General features: G+C 69.1%; 16 protein-coding genes. 6 read left to right on the forward strand and 10 right to left on the reverse strand.

What is annotated here, in order from left to right:
* Nucleotides 1-2: 2 nt before the first annotated feature.
* Both MFF26_RS21250 and MFF26_RS21255 read left to right on the forward strand, forming a co-directional pair.
* Complete coding sequence (locus MFF26_RS21250; protein ID WP_137830531.1) at nucleotides 3-656, forward strand: glycoside hydrolase family 25 domain-containing protein; 654 nt, start codon at nucleotides 3-5, stop codon at nucleotides 654-656.
* A gap of 83 nt (nucleotides 657-739) precedes the next feature.
* Nucleotides 740-1,591, forward strand: a complete 852-nt coding sequence (locus tag MFF26_RS21255) for an AAA family ATPase (RefSeq protein ID WP_137830530.1) — start codon at nucleotides 740-742, stop codon at nucleotides 1,589-1,591.
* A gap of 30 nt (nucleotides 1,592-1,621) precedes the next feature.
* Here MFF26_RS21255 and MFF26_RS21260 read toward each other — a convergent pair whose 3' ends face one another.
* Nucleotides 1,622-2,602, reverse strand: coding sequence for a catalase family peroxidase (locus MFF26_RS21260; RefSeq protein ID WP_137830529.1), 981 nt, complete (start codon nucleotides 2,600-2,602; stop codon nucleotides 1,622-1,624).
* A gap of 247 nt (nucleotides 2,603-2,849) precedes the next feature.
* Here MFF26_RS21260 and MFF26_RS21265 point away from each other — a divergent pair, with 247 nt between their 5' ends.
* The 3 genes from MFF26_RS21265 to MFF26_RS21275 all read left to right on the forward strand — a co-directional run bounded on the left by MFF26_RS21265 (nucleotide 2,850) and on the right by MFF26_RS21275 (nucleotide 5,714).
* The gene (locus MFF26_RS21265; RefSeq protein WP_137830528.1) at nucleotides 2,850-3,830 is read left to right on the forward strand and encodes an aldo/keto reductase; all 981 of its coding nucleotides are present in this window, start codon (nucleotides 2,850-2,852) and stop codon (nucleotides 3,828-3,830) included.
* Entirely contained in the window at nucleotides 3,830-4,357 is a 528-nt protein-coding gene (locus MFF26_RS21270) for a SixA phosphatase family protein (RefSeq protein WP_171015518.1), read from the forward strand. The genes MFF26_RS21265 and MFF26_RS21270 overlap by 1 nt, the downstream gene beginning before the upstream one ends.
* 172 nt (nucleotides 4,358-4,529) lie before the next feature.
* Nucleotides 4,530-5,714 (forward strand): hypothetical protein, encoded by a 1,185-nt coding sequence (locus MFF26_RS21275; RefSeq protein WP_137830526.1) that lies wholly within the window; start codon nucleotides 4,530-4,532, stop codon nucleotides 5,712-5,714.
* Nucleotides 5,715-5,748: 34 nt separating this feature from the next.
* Here MFF26_RS21275 and MFF26_RS21280 read toward each other — a convergent pair whose 3' ends face one another.
* The 9 genes from MFF26_RS21280 to coxB form a co-directional block, all read right to left on the reverse strand.
* Nucleotides 5,749-6,162 carry a DUF4864 domain-containing protein gene (locus MFF26_RS21280; RefSeq protein WP_137830525.1) on the reverse strand — a complete coding sequence of 138 codons (414 nt, stop codon included), beginning with the start codon at nucleotides 6,160-6,162 and terminating at the stop codon, nucleotides 5,749-5,751.
* 85 nt (nucleotides 6,163-6,247) lie between these two features.
* The gene (locus MFF26_RS21285) at nucleotides 6,248-7,009 is read right to left on the reverse strand and encodes an SURF1 family protein (protein ID WP_137830524.1); all 762 of its coding nucleotides are present in this window, start codon (nucleotides 7,007-7,009) and stop codon (nucleotides 6,248-6,250) included.
* Complete coding sequence (locus tag MFF26_RS21290) at nucleotides 7,006-7,377, reverse strand: DUF983 domain-containing protein (RefSeq protein WP_137830523.1); 372 nt, start codon at nucleotides 7,375-7,377, stop codon at nucleotides 7,006-7,008. The genes MFF26_RS21285 and MFF26_RS21290 overlap by 4 nt, the downstream gene beginning before the upstream one ends.
* A 128-nt stretch (nucleotides 7,378-7,505) precedes the next feature.
* Nucleotides 7,506-8,363: a cytochrome c oxidase subunit 3 gene (locus MFF26_RS21295; protein ID WP_137830522.1), complete on the reverse strand. Its 858-nt coding sequence runs from the start codon at nucleotides 8,361-8,363 to the stop codon at nucleotides 7,506-7,508.
* Between the two features lie 157 nt (nucleotides 8,364-8,520).
* Nucleotides 8,521-9,132, reverse strand: a complete 612-nt coding sequence (locus tag MFF26_RS21300) for a cytochrome c oxidase assembly protein (protein WP_137830521.1) — start codon at nucleotides 9,130-9,132, stop codon at nucleotides 8,521-8,523.
* Between the two features lie 13 nt (nucleotides 9,133-9,145).
* Nucleotides 9,146-9,322 (reverse strand): cytochrome c oxidase system small membrane protein, encoded by a 177-nt coding sequence (locus MFF26_RS21305; RefSeq protein WP_505744342.1) that lies wholly within the window; start codon nucleotides 9,320-9,322, stop codon nucleotides 9,146-9,148.
* The gene (locus tag MFF26_RS21310) at nucleotides 9,319-10,272 is read right to left on the reverse strand and encodes a heme o synthase (RefSeq protein WP_137830520.1); all 954 of its coding nucleotides are present in this window, start codon (nucleotides 10,270-10,272) and stop codon (nucleotides 9,319-9,321) included. The genes MFF26_RS21305 and MFF26_RS21310 overlap by 4 nt, the downstream gene beginning before the upstream one ends.
* A 207-nt stretch (nucleotides 10,273-10,479) precedes the next feature.
* On the reverse strand, nucleotides 10,480-12,108 hold the full coding sequence (ctaD, locus tag MFF26_RS21315) for a cytochrome c oxidase subunit I (protein ID WP_137830519.1): 1,629 nt from the start codon (nucleotides 12,106-12,108) through the stop codon (nucleotides 10,480-10,482).
* Between the two features lie 79 nt (nucleotides 12,109-12,187).
* Nucleotides 12,188-13,027 carry a cytochrome c oxidase subunit II gene (gene coxB, locus MFF26_RS21320; RefSeq protein WP_137830518.1) on the reverse strand — a complete coding sequence of 280 codons (840 nt, stop codon included), beginning with the start codon at nucleotides 13,025-13,027 and terminating at the stop codon, nucleotides 12,188-12,190.
* 259 nt (nucleotides 13,028-13,286) lie between these two features.
* Here coxB and fdhD point away from each other — a divergent pair, with 259 nt between their 5' ends.
* Nucleotides 13,287-14,147, forward strand: coding sequence for a formate dehydrogenase accessory sulfurtransferase FdhD (fdhD, locus tag MFF26_RS21325; protein ID WP_137830517.1), 861 nt, complete (start codon nucleotides 13,287-13,289; stop codon nucleotides 14,145-14,147).
* Nucleotides 14,148-14,214 lie beyond the last annotated feature (67 nt).

Below are 14,214 nucleotides of genomic sequence, written 5' to 3' on the forward strand. Positions count from 1 at the left end.
CCATGAGCATCCTCACCGACGGGACGCACGAGAACCTCGTGCTGGCGCAGAACGTGAACGGCCGGCTCCGGGCCGAGGCCCGCATGGCCTTCGCCCGGGCGTTCCTGCTGCGGGCGACCGGGGCGGGGGCCTTCCTCGCCCTGGCCGGCGCCGGCTTCGGCGCCGCCTCCTACGGCTACGCCACCATGAACCAGTTCGACACGGCTGCGGAGAAGATCGCCGCCGCGATGCAGACGGCCCTGGCCGACGTGACCCTCAAGACCAAGGGCGAGGTCACGCTCACCGACAACACCCTCAAGCTCGAGGGACTGCCGGCCCAGAAGGCCGACGCCGTGCCGACGCCGACCAAGGCGCAGCTCGGCGCCGAGGCGGCCCCGGCCTCGAAGGCGCCGGTCAACACCACCTTCACGGTGTTCAAGCAGGTGCCCTATCTCGACGGGCAGATCGTGACGGGCTGGAACTTCAAGGCCGCCGAGGATCGGCCCTATCAGCAATATTGCTACTTCTCCCGGCGCTCGAACGAGTCGAAGGGGCAGGTCGAGATCAAGATCGATCTCGCCATGGACGGGCGGACGCTGCCGCAGCCGCAGAAGTCGGACGTGAATCTCGGGATCCTGGCCACCAACTGCGTGTGGCACGACGGAAAAGCCCTGTAACCGCCGGCGACCCGTCGGCGGCGCGCGGTTGACACGAGGGATTTTGCCTTTCAGGTCGGATCATCCTCGCACCGGAAGGTCTCATGCGCTTCACCGGAACCGACAGCTACGTCGCGCCGCCAGACCTCACCACCGCGGTCAATGCCGCGATCGTTCTGGAGCGCCCCCTGCTGGTGAAGGGCGAGCCCGGCACCGGCAAGACGGTCTTGGCCGAGGAGATCGCCAAGGGGCTCGGCGCGCCGCTCCTGACCTGGAACGTGAAGTCGACGACCAAGGCGCAGCAGGGACTTTACGAGTACGACGCGGTCTCGCGCCTGCGCGACTCGCAGCTCGGCGACCCGCGGGTGTCGGACATCGCGAACTACATCCGCCGCGGCAAGCTGTGGGAGGCCTTCACCGCCCCGACCCGGCCCGTCCTGCTCATCGACGAGGTCGACAAGGCGGATATCGAGTTCCCCAACGACCTGCTGACCGAACTCGACCGGATGGAGTTCCACGTCTACGAGACCGGCGAGACGGTGCGGGCGGAGAAGCGCCCGATCGTCATCATCACCTCGAACAACGAGAAGGAGCTGCCGGACGCCTTCCTGCGGCGCTGCTTCTTCCACTACATCAAGTTCCCCGACGCGCAGACGCTGCAGGCGATCGTCGAGGTGCATTATCCGGGCATCAAGCACCGCCTCGTCGAGGAGGCCCTGCGGGTCTTCCTGGAGACCCGCGAGGTGCCGGGCCTCAAGAAGAAGCCCTCGACCTCCGAGCTCCTCGACTGGCTCAAGCTGCTGGTGGCCGAAGACATCTCCCCCGAGACCCTGCGCGAGCGCGACGGCCGCAAGCTGATCCCGCCGCTGCACGGGGCGCTGCTCAAGAACGAGCAGGATGTCAGCCTCTTCGAGAAGCTCGCCTTCATGATGCGGCGGGAGGGACGGGGCGGCTGAGCGCGCCCCGACCCGGTTCCCGTCCGCGTCTCAGTTCGCCCGGCGCGAGACCGAGACCGCGTAGGCCGGCGAGCGGATCGCGAACATCGGATCGTCGCTCGGGCCGGCGATGCCCTCCGGCAGATCCACCACCGGGTCGAAGGTCCGGGCGTCGCAGGTGGCGTCCGGCTCGATCCCCGTGATCGAGAGCGTGCCGAGCGTCTCCGCCTTGCGCTGCTCCTCCGGCCACGCCACCGTCGGATCGGTCAACGTGTCGCCGGCCTCGGCCAGGATCGCGACGAGGTCGAACTTGGCCGGGCCCTTGGCCAGACGTTCCTTCAGTTCGTCGGCGTAGAAGCTGTCGGGCTTAGCCTTCGCCTCTTCATCGGTCAGACCGGCCTTGTCGGCGGAGACGAACTTCAACCGGGCCGTCTTCGCCTCACCCTTGGCGTTGGTCAGCGTGTAGGCGTGGACCGCCCAGTAATCGACACCCGCGTAGCTCGCCGGCACCGGGCGGGCGTTGAGCCACGCCGCCTGCCGCGTCGTCTCGGGATTGGCGGCGGCGAACGCCTTGACCTTCTCGGCATCCGGCTTGCCGTCCGGGCCCGGGGCGCGGACCTGAACGAATTCGAGCAGCTGGGCCGGAGTCTTCGTCGAGAAGACCGGCGCCGAGATCGTCACGAACACCATGTCGCCGGCATCCGCGCTCATGCGCACCGAGAGGCCGCGGGTGACCGGCTTGGTCTTGTCCGACACCTTCGGGTTGCTACCGCCCATGGAGAAGCGGGCGGTCACCGGCACCTCACGCGCGAAGTGGGGAGCCTTCGAGAGGGCTGCGGCGCCCGCGGACGGCGCGAAGCTGCCCTTGAGGCAGACGCCCTTGGCGCCGCTGGCACGCACGCCCTTGTGGTTGCCGCCCGCCGCGAACTGCCCGGCGACGATGGCGGCCGGATCGGTCTCCTCGGCATGGGCCGCGGTCAGCAGGCAGGCGGTCGCGGCGAGGCCGCCGAGGAGCGCGCGGGTTCGGCTCATGATCGTCACGTCTCTCACATTGGAATCGCGCCAAGGAGCGCATGCTCCCTCCTGAATTGTGCGCAATCCTTTTGCAAGCAGCTTGGCCGTCACGGGTGCGTCATATCCTCCTGCAAGGCTCTGTTTCGGCCAAGCCCGGGCCGAGATCCCACCGAGCCCCGCGCTCGTCACAGAGCCGGGCCGCCGTGACGATGGCGCCGGCCGCCCCAGATAAGGGCGCGTCGCCCACCCCGCGCGGTGCTTCTCCATGAAGACGAAAAAGCTCGGCCGCACCGGCCTCGACATCTCGCCCCTCTGCCTCGGCTGCATGACCTACGGCGTGCCCGAGCGCGGGCCTCATCCCTGGACCCTGCGGGAGGAGGAGAGCCGGCCGCTGATCCGCCGGGCGATCGATCTCGGCATCAATTTCTTCGACACGGCCAACTACTATTCCGACGGCACCTCGGAGGAGATCGTCGGCCGCGCGCTCCGGGATTTCGCCAGCCGCGACGACATCGTGCTCGCGACCAAGGTCTATTATCCGCTCACCGACCGGCCGAACGCGGGCGGCCTCTCGCGAAAAGCGATCTTTTCCGCCATGGACGCCTCGCTCAAGCGGCTCGGCACCGATTACGTCGATCTCTACCAGATCCATCGCTGGGACTACGAGACGCCGATCGAGGTGACGCTGGAGGCGCTCCACGACGTCGTGAAGGCCGGCAAGGCCCGGTATATCGGCGCCTCGTCGATGTTCGCTTGGCAGTTCGCCAAGGCGCTCTACACCGCCGACCTCAACGGCTGGACGCGGTTCGCCACCATGCAGAATCATCTCAACCTGCTCCATCGGGAGGAGGAGCGAGAGATGCTGCCGCTCTGCGCCGACCAGGGCATTCCGCTGCTGCCGTGGAGCCCGCTCGCCCGGGGCCGGCTGACCCGCGATTTTGACGAGGGCAGCGCCCGGCAGGACAGCGACCTCGTCGGCAAGGGTCTCTACGACGCGACCGTCGAGGCGGACCGCCGGGTGGTCGAGGCGGTGGCCGAGATCGCGCGAAACCGTGGCGTGCCGCGGGCGCAAGTCGCGTTGGCCTGGGTGCTGCAGAAGCCGGGCGTGGCCGCGCCGATCGTCGGGGCCTCGAAGCCGCAGCATCTCGACGATGCGGTCGCCGCCCTCGATCTCGCCCTCACGCCGGAGGAGATCGCGGCGCTCGAAGCGCCCTACGTGCCCCATGCCGTGGTGGGCTTCCGCTGATGCGTCGCCTGCTGCTGCTGCGTCACGCCAAATCCGGCTATCCGCAGGGCGTCGCCGATATCGATCGGCCGCTCGCGCCCCGCGGGTGCGACGCCGCCCCCCTGATGGGCGATTACATCGCCCGCGAGGGCTTTCGGCCGGACCATGCCATGGTCTCGCCCGCGCGGCGCACGCAGGAGACCTGGGAGGCCGTGCGGCCCTTCCTCCACGGTACGCGCGAGGAGACCGTGCCCTCGATCTACGAGGCGCCCTCCGCCCGCATCCTCGACGCGATCCGCTCCGCACCGGATGAGGCCGCGACGCTCCTGATCATCGGCCACAATCCGGGACTGGGCGACGCGGCCCTGCGCCTCGTCGGCGAGGGCCCGAAGGATCTGCGACGCGATCTGCGGGAGAAGTTTCCGACCGCGGCCCTGGCGGTGATCACCTTCGAGATCGAGAACTGGTCCGCCATCACCGACGGGGCCGGGACGCTCCTGCGCTACGTGCGCCCGCGCCAGCTCGCGGCGGAGATGGAGGACGACTGACGCGCGCGCCGCATCCGGCCCGATCGCTTCGGGCGACCTCCCGCATTCGATGCTGGGCGCGGTCTCGCGGCGGGGTCGGAAGCTGGAGAACCCTCCGGCCCCGCTCGCCGTTTCCGATGGGCCGGCCTCCGTCAGACGGGCCGCACCGCCCGGTCGCCCGTTGGGGAATGCCTTGCTCCTCGAAGCCCTCCTCGTCCTGTCGATGCTGCCGCGCGAGGCCGAGACGGCCGGGCGGGCCGCCGGGCAGGCGATCCAGGCACGCCTCCCGAGCGTTCCGACGGCGCCGATCGCCCCGGCCCTGCCGCCGAGCCTCAGCCTCGTCGCCCGGGCGGTGTCGAACTGGCGGGATCAAGCCGGCGACAACCTCGCCCCGACCTCCCTCGCCCTCGTGGTGCGCTACGCCGCGGCCGAGCCCGGCTTCGTCGCCCGCTGCGTGCGGCTCAACAATTACTGGTGCGTGAAGCAGGCCCGCTGGACGGGGGAGCTCGGCGGCGACGCGGAGGGGCATACCGGCTTCGCCACCGCCGCCGACGGCGCCGACGCGGCGGCCCAGCTCCTACGCCGCTACTATCGCGATTACGGCCGCCGCACGGCGCTCGCCATCGTCCGACGCTGGGCACCCGCCGAGTGCGGAGGGCCGCGTCCCCTGAACCGCGCGGCGGCCCCGAAAGCCGGGACAATCGCCCGCGCCGCCGCAGGGCCCGCGATCTCGGCGGGGATCGCACCGCAGGGCATCGGCCGCACCTTGCGCGCCCGCTTCCTGGCGCGCCACGGACGGGGCGGCGTGGCGCGGGCGGCGGCCCCCGTGGCGGGCGGCCTGCGGGTACAGCCCTGGTCGGCGCGGGCACGCCTCGCCGGCCATCCGGGGCGCGTCCCCGTTCCCCGCGCGGCGGCGCTTCCCGCGCTGAGGCCCGCGACCGAGATCGCCACCGGGCTCACTGCGGCCTCGGCCGGCCCGGTGACGCGCGCCGCGGCGGATCCGGCCGCGCTCCTCGCCCCGAGCCGGCTCGTGGTGGAATCCGCATCGCTGCCGCCGCTCGCCGCCTCCCTGCCGAAGGGCAGCCTGCTCGATCTCTCCATCCCGGCCCCGCTCTGCACCAGCGACGAGACGCGCATCCGCAACTACGCCGCCCGCATCGCGGGCAGCGTCGGCGTCGGCCCCGAGGACGATCTGCGGCTGTTCGGGGAGGACGGGCGGGCGGGGGAGAATCTCCTGCCGGTGATGCGAGCGATGTCGGCGGTCGAACTCGGGACCCTGCACGCCTCGCGCGATCTCATCGCGGCGGCGGTCGAACGGCTTCAGGACCGTACGGCAACGAGCGCGGCCTCGGACAAGCGGGTCGAGGCCGCGCGGTAGGTCCCCGATCGAGACCCCGTATCCGCGGCGTCCGTCAGGCGGCGTCGCCCGGTGCCTTCTTCAATTGGCAGCCGGTGATCCGCCACTGGCCATCGACCTGCCGCTGCAGGGTGTAGAGCGCGACCCAGTCGATCCCGGCCTCGTCCTGGAGGCTCACCCCCTGGGCGATCTCGTCCTCGGCCGTCTCCTCGGCGGTCTCGAAGCGATAGCTGCGCGGACGCAGGACCGGGGCGTAGCCCTTCTCCACCATGGCGAGGAAGGTGTCGGGGGAAGGGAACAGGTTGCGGATCTGCGGCGCGGCTTCGGCGTAGGCACCGGCCGAGTCGTTGCGCCGGAACGCCTCGATCTGGCGCTCGATGGTGGCGCGAGCGGCCTTCTGGGCGGTGTCGTCCGCCCGGGCGGGCAGGGCGGCAAGGATGAGGGCGATCAGGACGGCAGCGGTGCGCATCGCGGGGCACTCCGTTCTTCCCGCGCCGGACGATTCGGTGCCGGCGCGGCCTGCTCGAAGAGAAGCAGGCGGCGGGCCAACGCGGTCAGGCCGCGCCGGGCTCCATCGGATCGTGCAGGCGCCGCCACGCGAAGACAGAGAACACGCCGACGAGGCAGGCGGCGATGCCGAACCACGTGAAGGCATATTGCAGATGGTTGTTGGGAAGATCGACCCGCAACTGCCCGCCGCGGGGCCAGCCGCCGGGATTGGGCGTCGCGTCCGCCTCGATCAGGTAGGGCGCGACATTCGTGAGCCCGCGCGCCGCCGCGATGGCCGGAATCTCGCGGGTGAACCACGCATCGCGGGCGGGGTCGGATTCGGGCACGAACATCGTGCGGACCTCGCTTCCCCGCAGCATGCCGGTGACGGACGTCTCGCCCCCGACCTGGCCCGCCGCACGCGACTGCGGATCCTTCAGCTCCGTCGGCACGAAACCGCGATTGATCAGGATGGTGGTGCCGTCCTCCCGCCGGAGCGGCGTCAGCACGTAGTAGCCCTGGAGTGCCCGGCCGGGTTCGCCCGGCGCGAGGCCGTGGACCAGCGTCTCCCGGTCATGGAGGAGGATGCCGCCCGCCCGCACCCGGCGGAACTCGTCGGCCTTCGGATCCCAATCCGCGAAGGGCGGGGGAGCGGCCGGGGGCTCGGCATGGGAGCGTTCGATGATCCGGGCGATCAGCGCCTCCTTCTCGCCCTTGCGGGCGAGCTGCCAGACCCCGAGGCCGACGAGGATCGCCAGGCAGACGAGGGCGGCGAGGCCGGGGGCGATCAGGCCGCGCAGGCGGGCGGAGCGGTCGGCGGCGGTCATGCGCGGAAGCGCCCCTGCTCGGCCTTGTTGGCGAACTGGACGGCGGCCAGGAGCCCCTTCAGGGGTCGCACCAGCAACAGGCTCAGACCGATGGCGAGGGTGCCCGCGACGAGGGCGTGGACCCAGATCGGCGGCTCGTAGGCGAATTCCATCCACAGGGCGGTCCCGGCCACGACGAAGCCGGTGATCGACATCACGAAGAAAGCGGGACCGTCGGCGGAATCGAAGCGCGAGAAATCCTGGCCGCAGACCTCGCAGGCCGGCCGAACCGCGAGGAAGCCGCGGAACAGGTGGCCCTCGCCGCAGGCCGGGCAGCGTCCGCGCAGGCCGGTCGGGATCGGGGAGGGATGGGAGGCAACTCGGTTCACGGGCTCGATCCTCGCGTCCCCCCGGATATGGCGGGCCGGTGGCGAAAGCGCACGAAAAAGGGCGGCTCACGCCGCCCTTCGAGATCGCCGCCCGCGCCTTGCGCCCGGGCAGCGAAAAGGCGGTTGCCTCAGTGGGCGCCGCCGCCGGCGCCCGCACCCCAGACGTAGATCGCGGCGAACAGGAACAGCCACACCACGTCGACGAAATGCCAGTACCAGGCCGCGAACTCGAAGCCGAGATGCTGCTTCGGGGTGAAGTCACCCTGGTAGGTGCGCAGCAGGCAGACGGCGAGGAAGATCGTGCCGATGATGACGTGGGCACCGTGGAAGCCCGTCGCCATGAAGAAGGTCGACGAGTAGATCGAGCCCGAGAAGCCGAAATGGGCGTGGGCGTACTCGTAGGCCTGGCAGGCGGTGAACAGCACGCCGAGGATGATCGTCAGCCACAGGCCCATCTTCAGGCCCTTGCGGTCACCGTGCAGCAGGGCGTGGTGAGCCCAGGTCACGGTGGTGCCGGAGGTGAGCAGGATCAGGGTGTTGAGCAGCGGAAGGTGCCAGGGGTCGAACGCCTCGATGCCCTTCGGCGGCCAGACGCCGCCGGTGAACTCGACGCGCGTCGCCTGGATCGGGTCGGCGGTGTAGACCGCGGCCTCGAAATAGGCCCAGAACCACGCCACGAAGAACATCACCTCGGAGGCGATGAACATGATCATGCCGTAGCGGTGGTGGAGTTGCACGACGCGGGTGTGGTCGCCCGAATTGGCCTCGTGGGTGACGTCCTTCCACCACGACAGCATGGTGTAGAGCACGCCGAGCGTGCCGGCGCCGAACACGTAGGGGCCGATGGCGAGACCGCCGGCCGAGAGACCCTTCATCCAGAAGACGGCGCCGAAGGCCATCAGGAACCCGGAGAACGCACCGAGGAGGGGCCACGGGCTCGGGTTGATGATGTGGTAGTCGTGGTTCTTGGCGTGCGCCCCGGCCATCGCAACTGGTCTCCCTTCGCCCGTACCCGTCGTCGCATCGACAGCCCGGGCCTTGTGTGCCTTGTTGAGGATCGGGTTTCGACGCCCGGTCCCGGTGAAGCTCTACTGCGGCCCCCGCGCCCTTGTCACGCTTGGGGTCCCAGAAATACCGACGTCCTCAGAAATTCGATGTCCGTGCCGGTTTGGCGATTTCCGCCACCGGCGCCCCGTTCTTCGACGGGAAGTAGGTGTAGGACAGCGTCATTTCCGAGAGCGTGCCGATGTCGGGATCCTTCCGCATCGCCGGATCGACGTAGAAGACCAGCGGGAATTCGGCCGACTCGCCCGGCTGGAGCAGGTGTTCGTCGAAGCAGAAGCACTGCACCTTGACGAAGTAGCTGCCCATCAGGTCGGGCTGGACGTTGAACACGGCGATGCCCTTGGCGGGCTCCTTGCCGACATTCGTCACCTTGAAGAACACCGTCGCGGTCTGGCCCGGGACCGCCTCGACGCTCGATTGCTCCGGCCGGAAGCGCCAGGACAGGTTCTTGGACACGTTGGTGTCGAAGCGGACCGTGACCGGGGCCAGGGCCTCGCCGGTCGCGGCCGTCGGGGCGGCGCCCACCAGCGGCGTGCCGTTGAAGCCGGTCGCCTTGCAGAACATGTCGTAGAGGGGCGCGGAGGCCAGGGCGAGGCCGCCCATGGCGAGCACCATGCCGGCGCAGGCCGCCACCGTGCGGCGTACGCCGCGGGCCGCCCGCTGCCGTCCGTCGTCCTGGCTGCCGCTCATCGCACCGGCCTCCTCAGAGCGGACGCTGAAGGACCTGCGGTCCGAGCTTGGCGATGGTCAGCACGAAGAACAGGATCACCAGGGCCCCGAGCGTCAGCGCGATGGCGAGCGAGCGCTTGCGGCGGGTCTGGGCCTCTTCGGGCGTCAGCGGACGTAGGCCGTCGGGGAGATCACTCACGGCGGGCCTCATGCCAGGACTGCGCGGTAGAGGCCGAGCCCCTGCTCGGCCAGCAGCGCCGAGAATAGCAGGAACAGGTAGAGGATCGAGAAGGCGAACAGGCCCATGGCCGCCTTGCGCTCAGGTTCGCCCTGACGCTGGCGGAACACCTGCACGGAACTGGCCAGCATGCCGAGCCCGCCGAGCACGCCGACGAGCGCATAGAGCCAGCCGCCGAAGCCGAAGACGACCGGCGCGAGGCCGAGCGGGGCGAGCAGCAGGGTGTACCAGACGATCTGGCGGCGGGTGGAATCGGGACCGGCGACGTTCGGCATCATCGGGATGCCGGCCCGCGCGTACTCGCCGCTCTTCACCAGCGCGAGCGCCCAGAAATGCGGCGGCGTCCAGATGAAGATGATCGCGAACAGGATCAGCGACTCGATGCCGACATGGCCGGTCACCGCAGCCTGGCCGACCACCGGGGGGAGGGCCCCCGCGGCGCCGCCGATGACGATGTTCTGCGCCGTCGCCCGCTTCAGCCACATCGAGTAGATGACGGCGTAGAAGACGATGGTGAAGGCCAGGAGCCCCGCGGCGAGCCAGTTGGAGGCGAGGCCGAGGATCAGCACCGAGCCGACCGAGAGCACGATGCCGAAGGTCAGCGCCTCGTCGGGGCGGATACGCCCGTCCGGGATCGGCCGCTTGGCCGTGCGGGTCATCAGGGCGTCGATGTCGGCGTCCCACCACATGTTGAGGCAGCCGGAGGCGCCGGCCCCGACGGCGATCATCAGGAGCGAGATCGCCGCGATCACCGGGTTCACGGTGGCGTGCGACACGACCATGCCGACGAGCGCCGTGAAGATGACGAGCACCATCACCCGCGGTTTGAGCAGGGCGAAGAAGTCGCGCACCTCGCCGCCGACGGCGGGGGCGAACGACGCGGCTTTGGTGTCGACCGTGAGGCTGTTCGACAGGCTCGTCATGAAAACCGTGTTCTGAACGCTTGGAGTGGAAACGCGTGCGTGTCCGGGATGTCGGATCGCGCCGTCTGCGACCCTCACGCCATGCCCGGCCGGCGGACAATGTCATGAGGCAAGTTCGGCGCCGCCCCTTGCCGGAAGCCTCCCGCGGCGCGGAAGAATTCCGGGAAAGGGCGAGGACCGCCGGGGCGGTCCTCGCGATCCTGTCGTTTAGTGGGCCGGCTCGTCGACGATCTTGGGGAGCGTCTCGAACTGGTGGAAGGGCGGGGGCGAGGACAGCGTCCACTCGAGGGTGGTGGCACCCTCACCCCACGGATTGTCCGCGGCGCGGGCCTTGGAGCGGAACGCCAGGGCGATGCCGATCACGAAGACCACCATGCCGAGGGCGAAGACGTGACCGCCCAGGGTCGCGACCTTGTGCCAGCCGGCGAAGGCCTCCGGGTAGTCGGCGTAGCGGCGCGGCATGCCGGCGAGGCCGAGGAAGTGCATCGGGAAGAACAGGATGTTCGCACCGACGAAGGCCAGCCAGAAGTGCAGCTTGCCCGCCCATTCGGGGATGATGTGGCCGGTCATCTTCGGGAACCAGTAGTAGATACCGGCGAAGATGATGAACACGGCGCCGAGCGAGAGCACGTAGTGGAAGTGCGCGACGACGTAGTAGGTGTCGTGCAGGTACTTATCGACCGCCGAGTTGGCGAGCACGACGCCGGTCACGCCGCCGACCGTGAACAGGAAGATGAAGCCGACCGCCCAGTGCATCGCGGCGGTGAAGCGGATCGAGCCGCCCCACATGGTCGCGATCCAGGAGAAGATCTTCACGCCGGTCGGGACCGCGATCACCATGGTCGCGAAGACGAAGTAGGACTGCGTCTGGAGCGACAGGCCGACGGTGTACATGTGGTGGGCCCACACGACGAAGCCGACGACGCCGATGGCGACCATGGCGTAGGCCATGGCGAGGTAGCCGAAGACGGGCTTGCGCGAGAAGGTGGCGATGATGTGCGAGACGATGCCGAAGGCCGGCAGGATCATCACGTACACTTCGGGGTGACCGAAGAACCAGAACAGGTGCTGGTAGAGCACCGGATCGCCGCCGCCCTCGGGGGCGAAGAAGGTGGTGCCGAAGTTACGGTCCGTGAGCAGCATCGTGATCGCGCCGGCGAGAACCGGAAGCGACAGGAGCAGCAGGAAGGCGGTGACCAGCTCGGCCCAGGCGAAGAGCGGCATCTTGTGCAGCGTCATGCCGGGGGCGCGCATGTTCAGGATGGTGGTGATGAAGTTGATCGCGCCGAGGATCGAGCCCGCACCGGCGAGGTGGAGCGAGAAGATCGCGAAATCGACCGCCGGGCCCGGATGGCCGGCCGAGGAGGAGAGCGGCGGGTAGACGGTCCAGCCGGTTCCTGCGCCCTGCGCGCCGGGCGACCCCTCGACGAACAGCGAGCAGACGAGGCAGGCGAAGCCCGACACGGTCAGCCAGAACGAGATGTTGTTCATCCGCGGGAAGGCCATGTCCGGCGCGCCGATCATCAGCGGGACGAACCAGTTGCCGAAGCCGCCGATGAGGGCGGGCATCACCATGAAGAACACCATGATGAGGCCGTGGCCGGTCACGAACACGTTGTAGGTGGCCGGATTCGAGAAGTACTGGAGCCCCGGCTCCTCCATCTCCATGCGGATGCCGAAGGAGAGGAACGCGCCGATGGTGCCCGCCATGAAGGCGAACACGAGGTAGAGGGTGCCGATATCCTTGTGGTTCGTGGAGAGGAACCAACGGGCGAAGAAGGAAGGCTTGTGGTCGTCGTGGGCGTCGTGCCCGGCATGTGCTGCGGCTGTGGCCATCTCTATGCCTTGCTCAGATGTCTGTCGCCTCTGGCGATTGAAGGGTCGGCCGGAGCGGCGGCCCCGGCCCGTCGAAGCGTCAGCGGGCGTCCGCGAGGCGCGAGCCGTCGTCGATCGCGGCGAACTTGGTCTTCGCCTCGGTCAGCCACTCGGCATAGGCCTGCTCGGAGACCACGCGCACGGTGATCGGCATGTAGGCGTGGCGGGCGCCGCACAGCTCGGAGCACTGGCCGTGGTACACGCCCTCGCGGTCGGCCCGGAACCACCACTGGTTCAGGCGGCCGGGGATCGCGTCGATCTTGCCGCCGAAGGAGGGAACCGCCCAGGAATGGATCACGTCGCCGGAGGTGACCTGCACCTTCACGACCTTGCCGACCGGCACGACCATGTCGTTGTCGGTGGCCAGGAGCTTGGGCTGCTTGTCCTCGTCGACGTTGGCGTCGAACGTGAAGCCGCCCTTATCGCCCGCGGTCGGGTACTCGTAGGACCAGTACCACGCGTGGCCGATCACCTTGACCATCACGTCGGCCTTCGGATCGGAAAGCTGAGTGCGCAGGGTGCGGAACGACGGGATCGCCACGGCGACGAGAATCAGCACCGGAATGATTGTCCAGGCGACCTCGATCATCGTATTGTGGGTGGTACGCGAGGGCGTCGGATTCGCCTTCTCGTTGAACTTGAAGATCACGTAGACGATGAGCGCCAGCACGAACAGCGAGATGCCGAACGCGAGCCAATGCAGCCCGTTCTCGAAGAGATGAAGGTCGGCGGCCTCCGCCGTCACCGCCACCTGACGGTCCATCTGCCACGGCTCGGGCTGGCCGATCCCGGCCGCGAGGGCGGAGGACGACGTGAAGAGGAGGGCGACGAGCGCGCCGGCCCCCCACGATGACCGATGTTGCGCCTGCGTCTTCCGCATGTTCCCCGCCTGGCTCCCCAAAATACCTGTTGAGTTCTTAGCCCTTGAATTCGCGCAGCGTGGTCGCAAATCCCGCGGGCGACCCGACCGTGACGTGCCAAGCCGAGTTCTTCGGCTTGACCTGGCGCTGCCGGACGGGCGATCGCGACGTAGAACCATACTGATCATAAAACCGCAACCGCAACGGCGTCGCTTCGCGTCGGTTGGACGCGGGTCAATGGTACTGGCATGACATTCGGCGGTTTATGAAGGCGTGACGATGGATCAGGGCGGAGCGGGCACGGGTGCGGCGTTTCCGCCGTCTTCCGTCAGGGTCGGCACTTTGGTGTTGGCCTACGACGCACCGGCGCCGAAAGCCGATTCGCGCGCGCTCGCCGTCGAGACGCCGGTCAACGTGGTGTACGGGACCGTTCCCTACGCCGTGATGATGCTGACGCCCGCCGACCTGACCGATTTCGCTTACGGTTTCAGCCTGACCGAGGGCGTGGTCGAGACGCCCGACGAGATCCGCGCCGTCTCGGTGGAGGAGGGGGAGGGCGGCCTGCGACTGCTCGTCGATCTGGCGCCGGGGCGCTTGCGTGAGCATCTCGCCCGAAAGCGCGCCATCAGCGGTCGGACCGGCTGCGGGGTCTGCGGCATCGACGACCTCGCGGCCCTGCCCATGGCACGGGTGCGGGAGGACGGTGCCGTGAGCGGCCCGCGGGTCGCCCTCGGCGCGATCCAGGCGGCGCTCGATGCCCTATCCGACCGGCAGGCTCTCAACCGGGAAACCCGCGCCGTGCATGCCGCAGCCTGGGCCCGGCTCGACGGCACGCTCGCCGCCGTGCGCGAGGATGTCGGCCGTCACAACGCCCTCGACAAGCTGATCGGTGCCCTGATGCAGGAGGGCGTGCGTCCGGACGAGGGCTTCCTCGTCATCACCAGCCGCTGCTCCTTCGAGATGGCGGAGAAGGCCGCCACCCTCGGCGCCTCGGTGCTGGTGGCGATCTCGGCGCCGACCTCGCTCGCCATCGAGCGGGCGCGCTGCCACGGCATGACGCTCTGCGCCATCGCCCGGTCGGACACCCTGACGGTGTTTTCCGGACGCGAACGCCTGATCCTCGCGGGCGAGGAAGGCTGACGCCGCCGAGAATCGTCCTGACTGTCAGATCCAGGACGAATCTTTCGGCTTCTGTTCCGCATTCGCT

This window comes from Methylorubrum suomiense, assembly GCF_022179765.1.
Classification (GTDB): Bacteria; Pseudomonadota; Alphaproteobacteria; order Rhizobiales; family Beijerinckiaceae; genus Methylobacterium; species Methylobacterium suomiense.

What these genes read in the sequence shown, in the direction of transcription:
- MFF26_RS21255 (WP_137830530.1), top strand. Translation starts at nt 740, where the DNA reads ATGCGCTTCACCGGAACCGACAGCTACGTCGCGCCGCCAGACCTCACC.
- MFF26_RS21265 (WP_137830528.1), top strand. Translation starts at nt 2,850, where the DNA reads ATGAAGACGAAAAAGCTCGGCCGCACCGGCCTCGACATCTCGCCCCTC.
- MFF26_RS21250 (WP_137830531.1), top strand. Translation starts at nt 3, where the DNA reads ATGAGCATCCTCACCGACGGGACGCACGAGAACCTCGTGCTGGCGCAG.
- ctaD (WP_137830519.1), bottom strand. Translation starts at nt 12,108, where the DNA reads ATGGCCACAGCCGCAGCACATGCCGGGCACGACGCCCACGACGACCAC.
- coxB (WP_137830518.1), bottom strand. Translation starts at nt 13,027, where the DNA reads ATGCGGAAGACGCAGGCGCAACATCGGTCATCGTGGGGGGCCGGCGCG.
- fdhD (WP_137830517.1), top strand. Translation starts at nt 13,287, where the DNA reads ATGGATCAGGGCGGAGCGGGCACGGGTGCGGCGTTTCCGCCGTCTTCC.
- MFF26_RS21270 (WP_171015518.1), top strand. Translation starts at nt 3,830, where the DNA reads ATGCGTCGCCTGCTGCTGCTGCGTCACGCCAAATCCGGCTATCCGCAG.
- MFF26_RS21295 (WP_137830522.1), bottom strand. Translation starts at nt 8,363, where the DNA reads ATGGCCGGGGCGCACGCCAAGAACCACGACTACCACATCATCAACCCG.
- MFF26_RS21300 (WP_137830521.1), bottom strand. Translation starts at nt 9,132, where the DNA reads ATGAGCGGCAGCCAGGACGACGGACGGCAGCGGGCGGCCCGCGGCGTA.
- MFF26_RS21310 (WP_137830520.1), bottom strand. Translation starts at nt 10,272, where the DNA reads ATGACGAGCCTGTCGAACAGCCTCACGGTCGACACCAAAGCCGCGTCG.
- MFF26_RS21285 (WP_137830524.1), bottom strand. Translation starts at nt 7,009, where the DNA reads ATGACCGCCGCCGACCGCTCCGCCCGCCTGCGCGGCCTGATCGCCCCC.
- MFF26_RS21280 (WP_137830525.1), bottom strand. Translation starts at nt 6,162, where the DNA reads ATGCGCACCGCTGCCGTCCTGATCGCCCTCATCCTTGCCGCCCTGCCC.
- MFF26_RS21260 (WP_137830529.1), bottom strand. Translation starts at nt 2,602, where the DNA reads ATGAGCCGAACCCGCGCGCTCCTCGGCGGCCTCGCCGCGACCGCCTGC.
- MFF26_RS21305 (WP_505744342.1), bottom strand. Translation starts at nt 9,322, where the DNA reads ATGAGGCCCGCCGTGAGTGATCTCCCCGACGGCCTACGTCCGCTGACG.